We start from the raw sequence: 15,416 nt of genomic DNA, 5'->3' as shown, positions 1-15,416 counted from the left end.
TTGACCGTGGGATCCGTGATCAAGAAGCGTCGCAAGCGCATGGCGAAGAAGAAGCACCGCAAGCTGCTCAAGAAGACGCGTATTCAGCGTCGTCGCGCCGGCAAGTGACACTTCGGGCGGTTGTGCATGTGGCGATGGCATCGGCATGACACGACTGCCTCTCGTAGTGGTGGATCACGGCCCCTCGACCCGCCGGTCGAGGGGCGTGTCGTCATTGTCACCCGCCAGTGCCGTCATCTGCGCGATGAGGCCATCGAATTCGTTGCACGGATGAGACAGGATTACCGCAGTCTCGGATGCGAACCGACGATCGTTGACGTTGCTGAGGGCCTGCGCTCCCGCTGGAGCGATCACGTCCCGGTGACCTTCGTTGACGGCGACCCCATTTCCTACTGGACCCTTGACGTCGACGCCTTCATGCCGACCCTGCGTGATGGTCCCACTCTTCCAGCGGTGCTGCCCTGACATCCGGAATGTTCAGTGAGCGGGCAGGTTTGCGCCTTTCCTCACAGACCAGCACTATTGACCTCGATGCCCAAAGCTGGAGCACACCGCCCGGCATGACGGCAGACACCGGAAGGACTCCAGATGACTGACGAGGCTCACCAGCCGATGCCGCAGCCTGCCGGTGATCTGGGCACCGCGTCGGCCCAGGCCCGGGTTGAGTTCGTGGGCACTGGCCCAGGAGACCCGAATCTGTTGACCCTGGGAGCCGTTGACGCCATCAATCGCGCTCAGGTCATCGTCATTTCGTGCCCGGAGCACCGCATCCTGCTCGGCAGTGACTTCTTGGAGCTCCGCCCTGACGTCAGGATCGTTTCGGCTGGTAGTGCCGACGAAGAGGAAGTCGTCCTGCCCAGCCAGCCCGGAACGGGTGCACCCATTCCGGTCGACGTCAACGAGCACTGCGCCGACGTCACCGCCACCATCATCGATGCGGCCTCCCAAGGACTTGAGGTCGTTCGCCTCGTCAGCGGGGATCCTTTCCTCGACGGGGATATCGGCGCCGAGGCTGCTGCGGTGGCTCGCGCCGACCACGACGTCGACGTTGTTCCCGGTGTCACCGGCATGACGGCAGTCCCGGAGTACGCCGGTCTGACCCTCCATGGCCATGACGTCCAGCTCATTGGCGACGCCGCTTGTCAGCGAGACATCGCCGGCGACGGATCGACGTGGTCGGCCAACGGATTCATCGTCGTCAACACCTCGGCTGGCCGGATCAAGGAGGTCGTCAAGTACGCGGTGGTCTCGGGCCGCAGCGAGGATGAGCCGGCAGCCCTCATCTGTCACGGCGCGACGACCCAGCAGACCACCCACACCACGACCCTTGGCGAGCTGCCGCAGACCGCCAAGTCCGCTCGACTGGCCAACGCCGAGTCGATCCACATTGCCATCGGCAAGGTCGTTGAGGCTCCTGAGCGAGAACAGCTGGACTGGTACGAGTCCAAGCCGCTGTTCGGCTGGAGCATCCTCATTCCGCGCACCCGCGACCACTCGGCCACCCTGCCCTCGCGCCTGCAGAGCTACGGCGCCCATTCCCTCGACGTCCCGACGATCTCGATGGAGCCCCCACGCACCCCGCAGCAGATGGACAAAGCCATTCGCGGTCTCGTCGAGGGACGCTACGAGTGGGTCGTGTTCACCTCCGCCAACGCCGTGCGGGCCGTCTCCGAGAAGCTGGAACAAATTGGTCTGGACGCCCGCGCCTACTCGGGCCTGCGCATCGCCGCCATCTTCGAGTCGACGATCAACGCCTTGGCCGAGTGGGGAGTGCGACCCGACCTGGTGCCATCCAAAGAGCAGTCCACCCGGGCCTTGGCCGCAGTGTTCCCGGCCTTCGACGACGCCCTTGATCCCATCAACCGGGTCTTCGTGCCGCGCGCCGACATTGCCACCGAGTCCCTGTCAGCCGACCTGTCCGAGTTGGGCTGGGAGGTCGAGGACGTCGTCGGGTACCGCACCGTTCGTGCTGCACCGCCGCCAGCCGAGACCCGCGAGGCCATCAAGACCGGCAAGTTCGACGCTGTCGTCTTCACCTCCTCGACGACCGTGCGCAATCTCGTCGGTATCGCCGGCAAGCCACACAAACACACCGTCGTCGCTGCCGTGGGTGTGCGCACTGCCGAGACCTGTCGGGAGCACGGCCTGGCGGTTGACGTCATCGCCCCCGAGCCGACGGCGTTGAGCCTGGCTGACGCCCTCGCTGATTTCGCCGCAAAGCGTCGTGACGACATGGTCATCAAGGGTCTGCCGGTTACTCGGCCTTCCCAGCGCAAGCGTCGGGGCCGTCACCCATCACGCTGAGCATCCCCATGACGTAGGGTCATGGGCAGAGGTGGGCTGCGGCCCGCGAGTATCGGAAGGGGAGACGATGAGCGCCATGACGACCGTTCACCTGCTGCGCCACGGTGAGGTCGACAACCCGACCGCGGTTCTGTACGGATGCATGCCCGGATATCATCTGTCTCCACTGGGGCGACGGATGGCCGCTCGCGCTGCCGAACATTTCGCTGATGTTGAGCTGTCTGCCCTGGTGAGCTCCCCGCTGGAGCGCGCCCGGGAGACGATGGCCCCGATCTCTGCGTTGCACCCGGAGCTCGAGGTGCGCATCGACTCCGAGGTCATCGAGGCGGCCAATGTCTTCGAGGGCCAAGTCTTCGGCAAGGGCAACAAGGCCCTGCGCAACCCTCGTAACTGGCGTCACCTTTCCAACCCGTTCACTCCGAGCTGGGGAGAGCCCTACGTCGAGATCGCCGAGCGGATGACACGGGCGATCCTGCGTGCTGCCGAGGAGGTTCCTGAGGGCGGACAGGCCCTCATCGTCTCCCACCAGCTGCCGATCTGGATTGCACGGTGCTCAGCTGAGGGGCGACGTCTTCCCCACGACCCGCGATCCCGGCAGTGCACCCTTGCCTCGGTGACGAGCTTCGGTGTACTCGACGGTCGCATTGTGCGCATCGACTACTGCGAGCCTGCTCGCGACCTCATCCCGGCCAAGGACCGTCGGGCCAACATCTCCGCAGGCGGTGCACCCAAGTGAGGACTCGGCTTGTCGCTGTCCTCGCGGCGGTCCCGATGGTGCCTGGGGCCTCGACGTGGTCGTCGACCCTGGCGGTAGCCATCATCGCGATCATCGGTGTGGCCTGTTCCTGGGCCAACTTCATGGGTCTCAGCCCGGTATTCGGCGGCTCGCACTCGTATGCCGGAGCCTGACATGAAGGGTTCCTTCTCCGAATCCCGTGACGATTGGCTTCCCGAGCTTTACCAAGAGAAGTGGGACGCCTTCGTCAGGTTGGCCACCCTGTTGCTGGCAGACCAGCGGGCGGCCGAGGACGCCGTCATAGCGGCCTTTGCCACCAGTTACCGACGTGATTTGCGGCTGCACTCCCATCAGCATGCCGTGTCGTACCTGCGCACCGCCGTCGTCAACAAGTCCAGGGGACGACAGCCGGCTGAACGAGACACAACTCCTCCCAAAACCCCCGACAAGTTGGCCTACTGGTGCCTACGGGGACTGCCAGCCCGACAGCGTGAGGTGCTGATCCTCAAATTCGCAACAGTGGAGTTGTCGGACGACGAGATCGCCGAGACCCTGGGCATGAGCGTCAACGGCGTTCACAACAATGAGACGAAGGCTCTGACCACCATCGGCGAGACTCTGCGTCCTGGTTCCCACACGAATCCCGGCCATGCCGATCCCAGGGTTGAGGCGGTTGTGCGCTCGGCCCTGGAAACCATCGTGGATTCGGTCCACCCGAACTCCCGCTACGACGCCATCATCTCCCAGATTTCCCGGAAGACGTGGCGGGGCCGTCCCGCCACCTGGATCGTCGCCCTGACCTGTCTGGTGGCACTGGGGCTGGGCATTCTGTTCCCCCTGCTGGGCTCGAATCACAGCTCGACGACGAATGATTCGGAGGCGGCGCCGGCTGCCCGAACCCCCCAGGCCAGCGATCGGTCTCTGTCAACCGTTCAGACCGGGCTGGACGTCGTCTACCTGGGCCGTGACGACGGGTTCATCCACCGTGAGCTGCGTGACCTACCGACTCTGGGCGATCGATTGGGAACAGCGGTGGGGGCCGTACTCAACGTCGCGCCCCTCGACCCGAATTACACATCCGGATGGGCAGCTGGCCAAGTGAACCGGGCGTCGGTCGAGGGAAAACGTATCACCCTCGACCTTTCGGCATCCGCTTTCAGCCAGTTCAAGAATGGCGAACAAGTACAACGAGCCATCCAGCAGCTCGTCGTGACCGCGACGGCGGCCGTCGGTGACCGCACTGGGGACAAGTCGGTGCGCATTCTCGTTGATGGTTCGCCGAACCTGCCGATCATTGGCAAACCCGCCGCGGATTTCGTTGACGAGGGTCTTGCCCAGTGCGCCCCGGTGTGGGTCGACGCGCCCCAAGCCGGTGCCAATGTGTCGTCCGGCAAGATGACGATCAGTGGCCTCGCCCAGCCGACGGTTTCCGCCATGACCTACGAAGTGAGATCTCCCAAGGGCGGTCACATGGTCACCAGCGGGCAGATCAACATCTCCGCCACCGACGGTGACAACTGGCGCCCGTGGAGCGCCACCGTCATCATGCCCAAGGGGGAATATGACGTGGTGATCCGGGAAGGAAACCGGATCGCTGACGAGAAGGTTGTGACGGCGAAGTAGTCGTCGAACAAGCAATCGTCGACGCAGCGGTCGTCAGACCTTGAGGTACTTCTCCGCCTCGGCCATCACCAGACGCGGTGGCAGGAGCGGCACCAGCCGTGCGACGGTACGGTTGAGGAACCCGTCGATCGCGTAAGGACGATGGTGGGCCAGTGCGTCGAAGGCGGTGCGCACCACATCGTCGGGTTGGCGACGGCTTCCAGCTCCCATCTCCGGCACACCTGCGACATCGAAGAATCCGGTCTCCGTCGGACCAGGACAGATCGCCGTGACTCGCACCCCAGTGCCATTCGTCTCGGTCCACAGCGCCTTCGTGAACGACAGCACGAAGGACTTCGACGCCGAGTAGGTGGCGAACTGAGGGATGGGCTGAAAGGCAGCGGTGGAGGCGACGTTGATGATCGATCCCTGCTTGGCCGCGATCATTCCGGGCAGCAGCAGACCGCACAGGTGGACGACGGCCTCACAGTTGACCTCCACCTGGGAGGTCTGGCGAACCGGGTCGGTCTCGGCGATCCGGCCAGCTGCACCGAATCCAGCGTTGTTGACGAGAGTGTCGATGACGATGCCGCGCCCGGTGACGTCCTCCACCAGGGCCAACCGGTCAGATGCCGAGGCGATGTCGCAGGGATGGACGATGGTGCGGATCCCGTATCGGGTGGTGAGTGTGGTGGCAAGATCGTCAAGGACGTCTTGACGGCGTCCCGTAAGGACGAGGTTGACTCCGCAGCTGGCCAGGTGACGGCTGAAGGCCTGCCCCAGACCACCACTGGCCCCGCTCACCAGTGCCCACGGGCGTTCGTCGCGAGTCGCATCCTTCTCAGTCATGTCACAAGTCTTCCACGCAGCTCTCAACGCTCCCGGAGGAACATCTGATAAGAGGGAGAATCCGAGACATCACTCCACGGGTACCCGATGTCGTCAAGGTGAGCCGGCAGGTCTGGGTCGTCAGCGGCACCCTCGAACCCGGCCAGCACCCGGCCGGTGTCCATCGCGAAGGAGCGGTAGTGGAACAGCGAGATGTTCCACCGGGCTCCCAGGGTTGTGAGGAAGTGGGTCAGCGCTCCCGGAGACTCTGGGAAGACGAAGGAGACAACTTTTTCCCCGACGGCCCGCGACGGATGCCCACCAACCATGTAACGGACGTGGGTCTTGGCTGCCTCGTCGTCGGACAGGTCGACCACGCGGTGTCCAGCGTTGCTCAGGATCTCCACGATCTCGGAGCGTTCGTCGCGGTGGGCCAACTGCACGCCGACGAAGATGGCGGCGGAGTCGTCGTCAGCAAGGCGGTAGTTGAACTCGGTGACCATGCGGCCACCCAGCAGTCTGCAGAAGTCCAGGAAGGCTCCTGGGCGTTCGTCGATGATGACTCCGAACATCCCCTCGCGACGCCCACCGATCTCGGCGCGTTCTGCGATGTGACGCAGGGATCCGAAGTTGAGGTTGGCCCCGCTGAGGACAGTGGTGAGCTGCTCGCCGTGGATGCCGTGGGCATGGGCGTACTTCTTGAGTCCGGCCAGCGCGACGGCACCGGCTGGCTCGGCAACGGCACGCACGTCGTCGAAGAGATCCTTGACGGCGGCGCTGATCTCGTCCGAGTCGACGGTGACGACGTCGTCGAGGTGATTCATGAGGATGCGGAAGGTCTCGTCACCGATCCGGGCGACGGCAACGCCCTCGGCGAACTGGGAGACCCGGTCCAGGGTGACGGGTTCACCGGCCGTCATCGCAGCCGCCAGACATGCCGACTCAGCCGGCTCCACACCGATGATCTTGACCTGAGGCATGAGCTGCCTGACGAGGACCGCGATCCCGGCGGCAAGGCCACCGCCACCGACCGGCACGAAGATCCGGTCGACGTCGGCGGCGTCCTGGATGAGCTCCAGACCGATGGTTCCCTGACCGGCGATGACCATTGGGTCGTCGAAGGGGGCGACGTAGGTCAGCCCCTCGTTCTCGGCCAGGTCCAGGGCGTGAGCCTTGGCCTCGTCGAAGGACTCCCCGGCCAGCACCACCTGGCCGCCGAGCTGACGCACCGCGTCAACCTTGATCGACGGGGTGGGTTTTGGCATGACGATCTTCGCGTTGACCCCGAGCCGGGCACCCGACAGGGCAACGCCCTGGGCATGGTTGCCGGCTGAAGCCGTCACCACCCCCGCGCGACGCTCCTCCTCGGTCAGGTTGCGCATTCGGTTGTAGGCGCCGCGAATCTTGAAGGAGTGGACTGCTTGACGGTCCTCCCTTTTCACCAGCACGGTGTTGTCGAGGCGCTTGGAAACATTGGGCATCGGCTCGAGTGGGGTCTTCTCGGCCACCTCGTAGACCGGTGCTCGCAGCACGGCACGCAGGTACTCCTGGTCACTCATGACAGACATCGGCGATCTCCTCACTCAGCCACTGGGCGCACCTGGGACAGGTCGCGCACCCCACCGCGGTCGGCGGAGGAGGCGAGCATCCCATAGGCACGCAGAGCGGCGGAGACGTGACGCGGGCGGGGTGTGCGTGGCGTCCAGGCATCGATTCCGCGAGCTTCCTCCTCATCGCGACGACGGGCCAGCTCGGAGTCATCGACGTCAAGTCTGATGGTGCGGTTGGGGATGTCGATGCTGATGGTGTCGCCATCGCGGGCCAGGCCGATGAGACCCCCGGAGGCAGCCTCGGGGGAGACGTGACCGATGGACAACCCCGAGGTGCCACCGGAGAACCGGCCGTCTGTGAGCAGGGCGCACTCCTTGCCCAGGTGCATCGACTTCAGGTAGCTCGTCGGGTACAGCATCTCCTGCATGCCGGGGCCGCCCTTCGGGCCCTCGTGGCGGATGATGACGACGTCCCCGGCCCTGACCTTCTTGCCGAGGATGCCGGTGACGGCGTCGTCCTGGGACTCATAGACGACGGCAGGCCCGGAAAAGGTCAGGATGGACTCGTCGACGCCTGCGGTCTTGACGATGCAGCCGCGTTCGGCGATGTTGCCGAAGAGTACCGCGAGGCCACCGTCGGACGAGTAGGCATGCCCGATGTCGCGGATGCAGCCGTTGTCACGGTCGGTGTCGAGGCTCTTCCAGCGCGAGGACTGGGAGAACATCTCGGTGGTGCGCACCCCACCGGGAGCGGCTGCGTAGAGGGTGCGGACGCCCTCGTCGGGATCGGACATGAGGTCGTGGTGGGCGATCTCGACGGACATCGTCGTCGGGGTGCCGTCGGGGGACCACACCGTCGAGGTGGTGGTGTCGAGCAGCCCGCCTCGGTCGAGCTCGGCGAGGATGCCGAGCACACCGCCGGCACGGTGGACGTCCTCGACGTGGAAGACGCTGGTCGAGGGGGCCACCTTGCACAGGTGGGGGATCTTGCGCGACAGGGAGTCGATGTCGGCCATGGTGAAGTCGACCTCGCCCTCCTGGGCAGCTGCCAGCAGGTGGAGGACGGTGTTCGTCGAGCCGCCCATCGCGATGTCCAGACTCATGGCGTTGTTGAAAGCTGCCTTGGTGGCGATGGAGCGGGGGAGCACGGAGGCGTCGTCCTCGTCGTACCAGCGCTTGGTCAGGGACACGATGGTTCGTCCCGCGATCTCGAAGAGCTTGCGACGGTCCGAGTGGGTGGCTAGCAGGGAACCGTTGCCGGGCAGGGAGAGGCCAAGCGCCTCGGTCAGGCAGTTCATCGAGTTGGCGGTGAACATGCCCGAACAGGACCCACAGGTGGGGCAGGCGTTGGCCTCCATGAGCTTGACGTCGCGGTCAGCTGCGGTCTCGTCTCCGGCGGCAACCATGGCGTCAATGAGGTCGAGCTTGTGCTCCCCGTCGGCCAGGGTGGCGTTGCCGGCTTCCATCGGGCCGCCGGAGACGAAGACGGTCGGGATGTTGAGGCGCATGGCGGCCATGAGCATGCCGGGGGTGATCTTGTCGCAGTTGGAGATGCAGACGAGGGCGTCGGCACAGTGGGCGTTGACCATGTACTCCACCGAGTCGGCGATGAGCTCGCGGCTCGGCAGGGAGTAAAGCATGCCGTCGTGGCCCATGGCGATGCCGTCGTCAATGGCAATGGTGTTGAATTCCTTGGGGACGCCGCCAGCGGCGCGAACGTGCTTGGCGACGATCTTGCCGACGTCGCGCAGTCCCACGTGGCCCGGGACGAATTGGGTGAAGGAGTTCGCGATCGCCACGATGGGACGGCCGAATTCGTTGTCCTTGGTGCCGGTGGCACGCCAGAGGGCGCGGACTCCGGCCATGGCACGCCCGGTGGTGCTGGTGGCGGATCTCAGCGTGGGCATCGTGTTCCCCTCGACAATTGCGTACACATGACGACGCCCTCCATCCGGAAGTGGAAGGAGGGCGCGCGGTTGGATTCCGGTGCGTGGTCAGACCGCGCGTCCGGTAATGAGACTCCAGCCGTTCATCATGGGTGTGACGCTAGCAGTTTTCGGGACAATGACACGGTCGTTCATATCCCGAGACATCACTCAGGAATGACGATGTGCCATGAATGGCATGATCAGTGTCGGCAGCGGGTTGGGCGATCTGTCATTGCCTGGGATGACACACTGGGGTCATGGAGCACTACGACATCGTCGTCATTGGTTCGGGCTCGGGAAACACGATCCTGGACGAGGAATTTGCTGACCGGCGCGCCGCCATCATCGACTCGGGCACCTTCGGAGGCACCTGCCTCAACGTCGGCTGCATACCGACGAAGATGTTCGTGATTCCGGCCGACCTGGCAACCTCGCCGTCCGAGGCTGCCAGGCTGGGGGTCAATCTGCAGTTTCGCGGGGCATCCTTCACCTCCATCCGTGACCGAATCTTCGGACGCATCGATCCCATTTCTCAAGGCGGGCTCGAGTACCGCCAGGGCCTGGAGAACGTCGACGTCCACACCGGCGAGGCGAAGTTCGTCGATCCCCACACCATCGAGGTCGGGAGCACATGCATCACAGCTGATCAGATCGTCCTGGCAGCCGGGTCGCGTCCGCGTGTCCCGGATGTCCTCGGTCTCGACGACCCGAGCCTGGCGGGGGCAATTCACACTTCCGACACCATCATGAGGTTGGATGAGTTGCCCCATCGCCTGGTGATTCTCGGCGGTGGGTTCATTGCTGCCGAGTTCGCACACATCTTCTCCGCGTTGGGATCCAGCGTCACCGTCATCAACCGGTCCGGGCGGATGCTGCGTCATGAGGACCGGGAGATCTCTCAGCGGTTCACCGAACAGATTGGCCACCGCGTGAGGCTGCGGATGTCCGAGGGCTTGGTGGGCATCGATCGTGATCCGGGTGGTCACCTCGTCGTCCTGACGGTTGACGGTGATGGGGTCGACTACGACTATCCAGCTGACGTCGTCCTCAACGCCATGGGTCGGGTGCCCAATGGTGATCGTCTCAACCTTCCGGCTGCGGGGGTTGACGTTGACGACGACGGATTCGTGGTCGTCGACGAGCATCAGCGCACCAGTGTGGACCACATCTGGGCGCTCGGCGACGTGTGTTCCCACTGGGAGCTCAAGCATGTGGCCAACCATGAAGCTCGAGTGGTGCGCCACAACCTCTTGCACCCCGACGACCTGACCAGTTCCGATCATCGCTTCGTGCCGCATGCGGTGTTCTCGAATCCGCAGGTGGCGTCAGTAGGTGCCACAGAACAGGAATTGCTCCAGTCCGACACTCCTTACGCCGCCTACCTTCAGGAATACGCGGACGTCGCCTATGGCTGGGCGATGGAAAATGAGGGACACTGCGTCAAGCTGTTGGGAGACCCACGGACAAGGACGCTGTTGGGTGCCCACATCATCGGACCGCAGGCATCAACCCTCATTCAGACGTGCATCCAGGCAATGAGCGCTGGCCAGACAGTCGACCAGATGGCGCGCGGCCAGTATTGGATTCATCCTGCTCTGCCCGAGGTCGTCGAAAACGCCCTGCTGGGACTCGGTAAGGAGATGGACGGTGCACAGTGACATCTCTGAGCGCCCTTGAGGAGCGCTCAGAGATGCCGGTGTGTCATTGGCTCATGGTCACTTCTTGTCCGTGATGAGATCGTGCAGTTTCTCTGTACCCTCGATCGTCAGCGGGGTGGGAGGGTCGGTCAAGGCGAAGGGCATCGTCACCACGTGCCCCTTCCTGACAGCCTTGAGCTCGTTGGCGCCCTTGAAGGACAAGAAGGTGGGTTCCACCTTTGACATTGCGCCACCACCGGCCAACAGCACGATCCACTCCGGGTCCTTGTGCAGGACGTCCTCCATCGCGGCGTCGAAGACCCGGGTGGTGTTCGAGTGATACATGTTGCGCAGACCATTGGCGGCAAACATCGGCTCAATCATGCTCGAGGATCCGTAGGTGTAGAAATCGGTGCTACCCGGAGTGATGTAAAGGGCGACGGCATCGGCCTTGCTCTCCGACGCAGTGTGTTTTTCAATGGTGGAGATCTTGGTGTCGAGATCTTCATTGATCGTGGTGGCCTTGTCCGCAACGTTGAAGATCTGCCCGACTTTGGTGACCTCGTCCTTGACCTGGGAGAAGGAGGCCGGGGCGGGTGGTTTCTTGTCGGGGCACATGGCGTCGGTGCTGTACACCTTGACGCCGGACTTGCGCAGAGCGTCGCGATTGACGCCGGTGTCGTAGCCAATGACGAGGTCTGCGTGCTGGTCGAGGATCGTCTCGGTCGATATCTTGGCCCCGCCGGTGTCAAGCTGCTGCGATGCGATCGTCGGGATCGCCTTGAGCTTGGCGAGGGTCTTGGCGTCATAGGCGTCCTCCTCGATGTGCCCGGCCCTGGCGACGACGCGATCGAGTACTCCGAGGGCGTTCATGGTGGAGGCGTCGGTGTCTCCCATCATGATGACGCGCTTGGGTGGATCGGTGAATGTGAGCTTCTCATTGCAGCTCATGACGGTGCGGCCTGCCGTCGAGGAGGCGCCAGGGTGCTCGGTTGAAGACCCAGCACAAGCAGTCGTCAGCAGGCACAGACCGGAAATTGCAGCCGCGGTGACGCGTGCGCGCGATGGTGACATCGTGTTCTCCTTCATTGGGGGTTGGTCTCGATGTAGCGCACGCCGAGGGCTTTGGATCGGCTGGTGCGGTAGATGCCCGTGGCTAGGTCATCGGTGGCTAGCGGCCATAGCGGCAGCCACATCTGTTCCCACTGTTCTGCGGATGCCGCGTCCATGAGACCAGCCAAGCACGAAAAGAATCACCTGTCGAGAGTACGTCCCGAAGAGCCAAGTCAGATAGTTCTGGGGTCTGGGGGCTCCCCAGGGGGATCCTCTGCAGGAGCGAAGCGACTTCCTCCTTCCTGGTGGGCTCCTGCGCGGCCCACCCAAACTCGAGCGTGCCTCGTGTCGGCGACCGGTTAGCGGTCCCGATGCCAAGAGAGTGTCCTCCTGTTTTGTCGAGTAGGGATACCCCCCTCACTCGTAAGCTCGCTCAGGGTCCTCTAGGCTCGTCGCACTATTTGCACAGTTTGTGCCGGGGGTAGTGGATATCGTCCGGCGGAAATAGATTGGGGTCATGGCCTGCTACTCGTCGCCCCGAACATGTCCCCGGTGTGGACGCCGAATCGAGTCCCGTTCGGGTCGAGGCCGACCCCGGATCTGGTGTTCGGACGAGTGCCGTCGACGTGCCCGAGATGAACGCATGGTGGCCCGAGGAGTGTCGGTTCCGGTGCGTGTAGTGCAGATCGAATCGGGGCGAGTCCCACATCTGGAATCGCAAACTTGCCGATGTGCGGGCGCGTCTAGCTGAAGCTCACACCCAGCTACGAGAGGCATGCGTTCGAGCCGAAACAGCGGAACGAAAACTTGCTAAATCAGATCGCGAGCGAAGCCGGTTGGTCAACCAAGATCGGACGATGCGTGCCCGGCTTCGTGGCCAGTATCGGCCTGGTTTGTGGTCGTGACATGATCGATCCGCCGCACGATCCGGGCCGGATCGTGCGGCCTTGGCGCGTGTGGTGTGTGTCGTCTGTCGGGCGAAAAACTCGGGCAGGCGTCAAGAATGCACTAGGTGCGTCGGAATAGGGGATGGTGTGCCTTGTTCTGGTTGTCGTCTGCAGTGTGTTCTATTAGCGACGACGTGTGCGTATGCTGCTGTGTGTGCGTCCCGAATGCGTTGAAGTACGGGTTAAGTGTGGAGCAGGTTCGGCAGGCGTATGAGACGGGTTCTGGTGGTGCTCGGGTGCGTCGAGGTGATGAGGATGTTGAGCCGGTGCGATGGGCCACGATCGGATTTGATAGTGCGGGGCGGGCGATCGAGGTGGTGTTTGTTCGTGGCGCTGACGGGTCCGTATTGGTGATTCACGCGAATTGGTTGACGAAAGGGTTTCTGGCTCAGATGAGGAGGGCGAGATGAGTGAGTTTGTTGCCGACAATGGTGTTCGAGTCACCGACGAGATGGTGCGCCAGTGGGCCAGTGAAGCCGAGTCAGGTTTTGAGGGGATGCAGGTCGACCCCTTCGAGGGTCGAGCTTGGGAGGAAGTGGAGACTGAACCCCTGGAGCCTCGCACGATCCGAGTGAGTGCCAGCGTGTGGAGGTTGATTGAACGGGATGCTTCTCGGTAGGGCATGACCGTGTCTGCGTGGACTCGTCAAGCGCTCACCCGTGAGGTTACCCAGACCTTCAAAGCTAGCTGAGGGTCCAAGAGCCAGGGGCGCGTGGAGTCGTTCTGGGGGCCGTGGTTTCCGTCGAGGCTGACGTGGGTCAGGTGCTCGAAAACGGCAGACCAGATGTCATGGTGAGGCCTGCTGGCCGAGGTGCGAAAAGTATCGAGATGCGCACTGGCTCGTGCTCAGACCGCAGAGGGAAAACTCGCTACGTCCGAACGTGGACGTGCCCGACGTATCGACCAGAACCGGGTTTACCGGACACAGTTGCGACACGATTCCTGGACATAGACCACCTCCGAATCGGCGACCCGTTGCCCTCATGTGCTAGTATTATATCGCTTTTCGATTAAATCGACAGAAAGAAAAACAATGGATCTCATTCTTAGGGGGGTAATGGGTGGATCACCCGCGGCAAAAAGGGTCACATGTGGGTATCTCGTACTTCAAGCGGGTGGAGGAAGTATGCCATCAAATCTAACCGCTGCGCATTTATTAATCCTCCGTTGAACATTAGCTCAATTTCTCTCTACTGATAAATTTATGAGCAAACGAGAAACTCTCCGCAGGGAACAAGAGCGCGAATCACTCAAGATGAAGCGCCGTAAGATCATCTATGTCGCCGCAGGTGTACTGGCCCTCTCCCTTATTATCGTTGGCACGGTACTTGCTATTAATAAGTCCCGCCAGGGTCCCGCTATAGAGACTTCCCAGGGTACGATCTCCAAGGCGATTGTCTCCATCCCTAAAAGCGTTTATGACAAGGTTGGCCCCGGTTCTTCGGAGCTTCAGGTCACCAAGACTGGGAATAAACCTGACAGAGACGGCAAGGTAAAGCTCTTCTATGTAGGGTCAGAATTCTGTCCCTTCTGCGCGATGGAAAGACTCCCTCTCGCGGCAGCTTTGTCTCGATTCGGAACCTTCAGCGGGCTAGAAGACACCCTGTCAAGCCCGGCAGAAAAGGAGCTTTCCAATATTCCTACGATTACTTTTAGGAACTACAAGTACAGCAGCAAGTATGTTGACTTGGATGCCTATGAGTTAGCCGATAGAGAAGGTCGACAAATAGCGAGCTTGCCGGAATCTAAGCAGGATATATTTAGCAAGTACAACCCAGAAGGAGGCATCCCCTTCGCCTACTGGGGCGACATCACCACATCGAATCCCAGCTACACGCCTTGGATGGCGAGGGAAGATCCGAAAAACGTGGTAAAAGCTCTTTCTAATCCAAATTCAAAAGAAGCGCAAGCGATCGTAGGAGGGGCGAATCTCTTCACTGCCGAAATCTGCTCTAGGACTGGTAACAAACCTACGAACGTCTGCACGTCGCCTGGCGTGAAGGCAGCAGCTGAAAAACTGAGGTGACCCGCGGCCTTGGTCTAGGCGCAGAGCAAGACAAAACCCCTCCTGAGCAAGTCCAGTTCAGGAGGGGTTTCTGTGAGTGCAGGCTTGGTTGGGGGTGTGGTTCAGGCCGTGACTTCATCGTCTACGGGGTGTCTTGATCGGGTCGAGTCTGGAGCTGGTTGCGGAGGGTGCGTTGATAGGGCGTTAACAGCGCCTCGGGTATGTGGGTGACTTTGAGGGCTTCCATGGTGGTGTGGTCGTCGGCGCTGATGTGGGTCTGCATGTGGTTGCGCCCGGCTGTCGTAGCGAGTCGGCTGCTGGTCACGTTGGTGCCGACCTCGCCGCACACGGGGCATTCCCATCGCGTGCCGGCCCCGGAGGGCAGGACCACCGCGTCGAGGATCTTGCCGTCGAGGTATTCGCGACGGAGGCGAGTCCATGCCCGGCCCATGCTTTTTCTGTTCGCCGTAGGTGCTCATGTCATGACACCTCGTCGTCCATGACGTCGAACAGAGTTGGCCCCTTGGCGGCTTCCTCGGCCTCACGGGCTCGTTCTTTGCGGGTGCGGTAGGCAAGCTGTTTAGCTGTCGACTCGGTGATTCTGTAGTGGTTGGCAGGTTGTGGCCAGGTGTGGCCTTGATTGTCGTGGTAGGCCCGAATCGCTTCGCGTCGTTGCTCTTGGTCGCGGAGATACTGCTCTCGAGTTCGAGAGGTCCAGCGTTGCATTGTCCTCATCGAGAATCCAGACCGTACTGCTAGTTCACGGGCGGTCAAGGAGCCACGCATGACACGATCCTCAGGACGGATCATCATTGGTAGCCTTCGC

Annotated in this window: 15 protein-coding genes and 3 pseudogenes; 11 read left to right on the top strand and 7 right to left on the bottom strand. The window is 62.4% G+C overall.

Annotation, left to right across the window (positions count from 1 at the left end):
• Positions 1 to 6: 6 nt before the first annotated feature.
• The 6 genes and pseudogenes from ACSJJT_RS04955 (at position 7) to ACSJJT_RS04930 (ending at position 4,663) form a co-directional block, all read left to right on the top strand.
• Complete coding sequence (locus ACSJJT_RS04955; RefSeq protein WP_002550589.1) at positions 7 to 108, top strand: 30S ribosomal protein bS22; 102 nt, start codon at positions 7 to 9, stop codon at positions 106 to 108.
• 162 nt (positions 109 to 270) lie between these two features.
• Positions 271 to 465: a hypothetical protein gene (locus ACSJJT_RS04950; protein WP_435917386.1), complete on the top strand. Its 195-nt coding sequence runs from the start codon at positions 271 to 273 to the stop codon at positions 463 to 465.
• 123 nt (positions 466 to 588) lie between these two features.
• A complete protein-coding gene (locus tag ACSJJT_RS04945) occupies positions 589 to 2,304 on the top strand; it encodes a bifunctional uroporphyrinogen-III C-methyltransferase/uroporphyrinogen-III synthase (protein ID WP_435917246.1) in 1,716 nt (571 codons plus the stop codon).
• Between the two features lie 67 nt (positions 2,305 to 2,371).
• Entirely contained in the window at positions 2,372 to 3,040 is a 669-nt protein-coding gene (locus ACSJJT_RS04940; RefSeq protein WP_435917245.1) for a histidine phosphatase family protein, read from the top strand.
• A gap of 77 nt (positions 3,041 to 3,117) precedes the next feature.
• A pseudogene (locus tag ACSJJT_RS04935) lies at positions 3,118 to 3,213 on the top strand (c-type cytochrome biogenesis protein CcsB); the annotation flags it as partial.
• Positions 3,200 to 4,663, top strand: coding sequence for a GerMN domain-containing protein (locus tag ACSJJT_RS04930; RefSeq protein ID WP_435917244.1), 1,464 nt, complete (start codon positions 3,200 to 3,202; stop codon positions 4,661 to 4,663). The pseudogene ACSJJT_RS04935 and the gene ACSJJT_RS04930, both read left to right, overlap by 14 nt.
• A 33-nt stretch (positions 4,664 to 4,696) precedes the next feature.
• Here the strand turns inward: ACSJJT_RS04930 and ACSJJT_RS04925 are convergent, their stop codons facing one another.
• The 3 genes from ACSJJT_RS04925 to ilvD are packed head-to-tail and all read right to left on the bottom strand — an operon-like array spanning position 4,697 to position 8,927.
• Complete coding sequence (locus tag ACSJJT_RS04925) at positions 4,697 to 5,491, bottom strand: SDR family NAD(P)-dependent oxidoreductase (RefSeq protein WP_435917243.1); 795 nt, start codon at positions 5,489 to 5,491, stop codon at positions 4,697 to 4,699.
• A 23-nt stretch (positions 5,492 to 5,514) separates the two neighbouring features.
• Entirely contained in the window at positions 5,515 to 7,038 is a 1,524-nt protein-coding gene (ilvA, locus tag ACSJJT_RS04920; protein WP_435917242.1) for a threonine ammonia-lyase, biosynthetic, read from the bottom strand.
• Between the two features lie 11 nt (positions 7,039 to 7,049).
• Positions 7,050 to 8,927, bottom strand: a complete 1,878-nt coding sequence (gene ilvD / locus ACSJJT_RS04915; RefSeq protein ID WP_435917241.1) for a dihydroxy-acid dehydratase — start codon at positions 8,925 to 8,927, stop codon at positions 7,050 to 7,052.
• Between the two features lie 278 nt (positions 8,928 to 9,205).
• Here ilvD and ACSJJT_RS04910 point away from each other — a divergent pair, with 278 nt between their 5' ends.
• Complete coding sequence (locus ACSJJT_RS04910) at positions 9,206 to 10,606, top strand: mycothione reductase (protein WP_435917240.1); 1,401 nt, start codon at positions 9,206 to 9,208, stop codon at positions 10,604 to 10,606.
• A gap of 57 nt (positions 10,607 to 10,663) precedes the next feature.
• Here ACSJJT_RS04910 and ACSJJT_RS04905 read toward each other — a convergent pair whose 3' ends face one another.
• Together ACSJJT_RS04905 and ACSJJT_RS04900 are read right to left on the bottom strand one after the other, a co-directional pair.
• Entirely contained in the window at positions 10,664 to 11,659 is a 996-nt protein-coding gene (locus ACSJJT_RS04905; RefSeq protein WP_462981538.1) for an ABC transporter substrate-binding protein, read from the bottom strand.
• Positions 11,660 to 11,670: 11 nt separating this feature from the next.
• Positions 11,671 to 11,814 (bottom strand): hypothetical protein, encoded by a 144-nt coding sequence (locus ACSJJT_RS04900; RefSeq protein ID WP_435917407.1) that lies wholly within the window; start codon positions 11,812 to 11,814, stop codon positions 11,671 to 11,673.
• Between the two features lie 1,037 nt (positions 11,815 to 12,851).
• On the opposite strand from ACSJJT_RS04900, the gene ACSJJT_RS04895 reads away from it, so the two are divergent.
• The 4 genes and pseudogenes from ACSJJT_RS04895 to ACSJJT_RS04880 all read left to right on the top strand — a co-directional run bounded on the left by ACSJJT_RS04895 (position 12,852) and on the right by ACSJJT_RS04880 (position 14,611).
• The gene (locus tag ACSJJT_RS04895) at positions 12,852 to 12,995 is read left to right on the top strand and encodes a toxin-antitoxin system toxin subunit (RefSeq protein ID WP_435917238.1); all 144 of its coding nucleotides are present in this window, start codon (positions 12,852 to 12,854) and stop codon (positions 12,993 to 12,995) included.
• A 41-nt stretch (positions 12,996 to 13,036) separates the two neighbouring features.
• Positions 13,037 to 13,276 (top strand): annotated as a pseudogene (locus ACSJJT_RS04890) (hypothetical protein).
• A 41-nt stretch (positions 13,277 to 13,317) separates the two neighbouring features.
• Positions 13,318 to 13,537 (top strand): annotated as a pseudogene (locus tag ACSJJT_RS04885) (hypothetical protein).
• A 252-nt stretch (positions 13,538 to 13,789) separates the two neighbouring features.
• A complete protein-coding gene (locus ACSJJT_RS04880; RefSeq protein WP_435917237.1) occupies positions 13,790 to 14,611 on the top strand; it encodes a DUF929 family protein in 822 nt (273 codons plus the stop codon).
• Between the two features lie 121 nt (positions 14,612 to 14,732).
• Here ACSJJT_RS04880 and ACSJJT_RS04875 read toward each other — a convergent pair whose 3' ends face one another.
• Positions 14,733 to 15,041 (bottom strand): hypothetical protein, encoded by a 309-nt coding sequence (locus ACSJJT_RS04875; RefSeq protein ID WP_435917236.1) that lies wholly within the window; start codon positions 15,039 to 15,041, stop codon positions 14,733 to 14,735.
• A 29-nt stretch (positions 15,042 to 15,070) separates the two neighbouring features.
• Complete coding sequence (locus ACSJJT_RS04870; RefSeq protein ID WP_435917234.1) at positions 15,071 to 15,325, bottom strand: hypothetical protein; 255 nt, start codon at positions 15,323 to 15,325, stop codon at positions 15,071 to 15,073.
• Positions 15,326 to 15,416: the final 91 nt, after the last annotated feature.

The organism is Cutibacterium nasicola (assembly GCF_051303185.1).
GTDB lineage: Bacteria > Actinomycetota > Actinomycetes > Propionibacteriales > Propionibacteriaceae > Cutibacterium.
The sequence above is the reverse complement of the archived record's forward strand: the minus strand, read 5'-3'. Positions and strand labels throughout refer to the sequence as shown.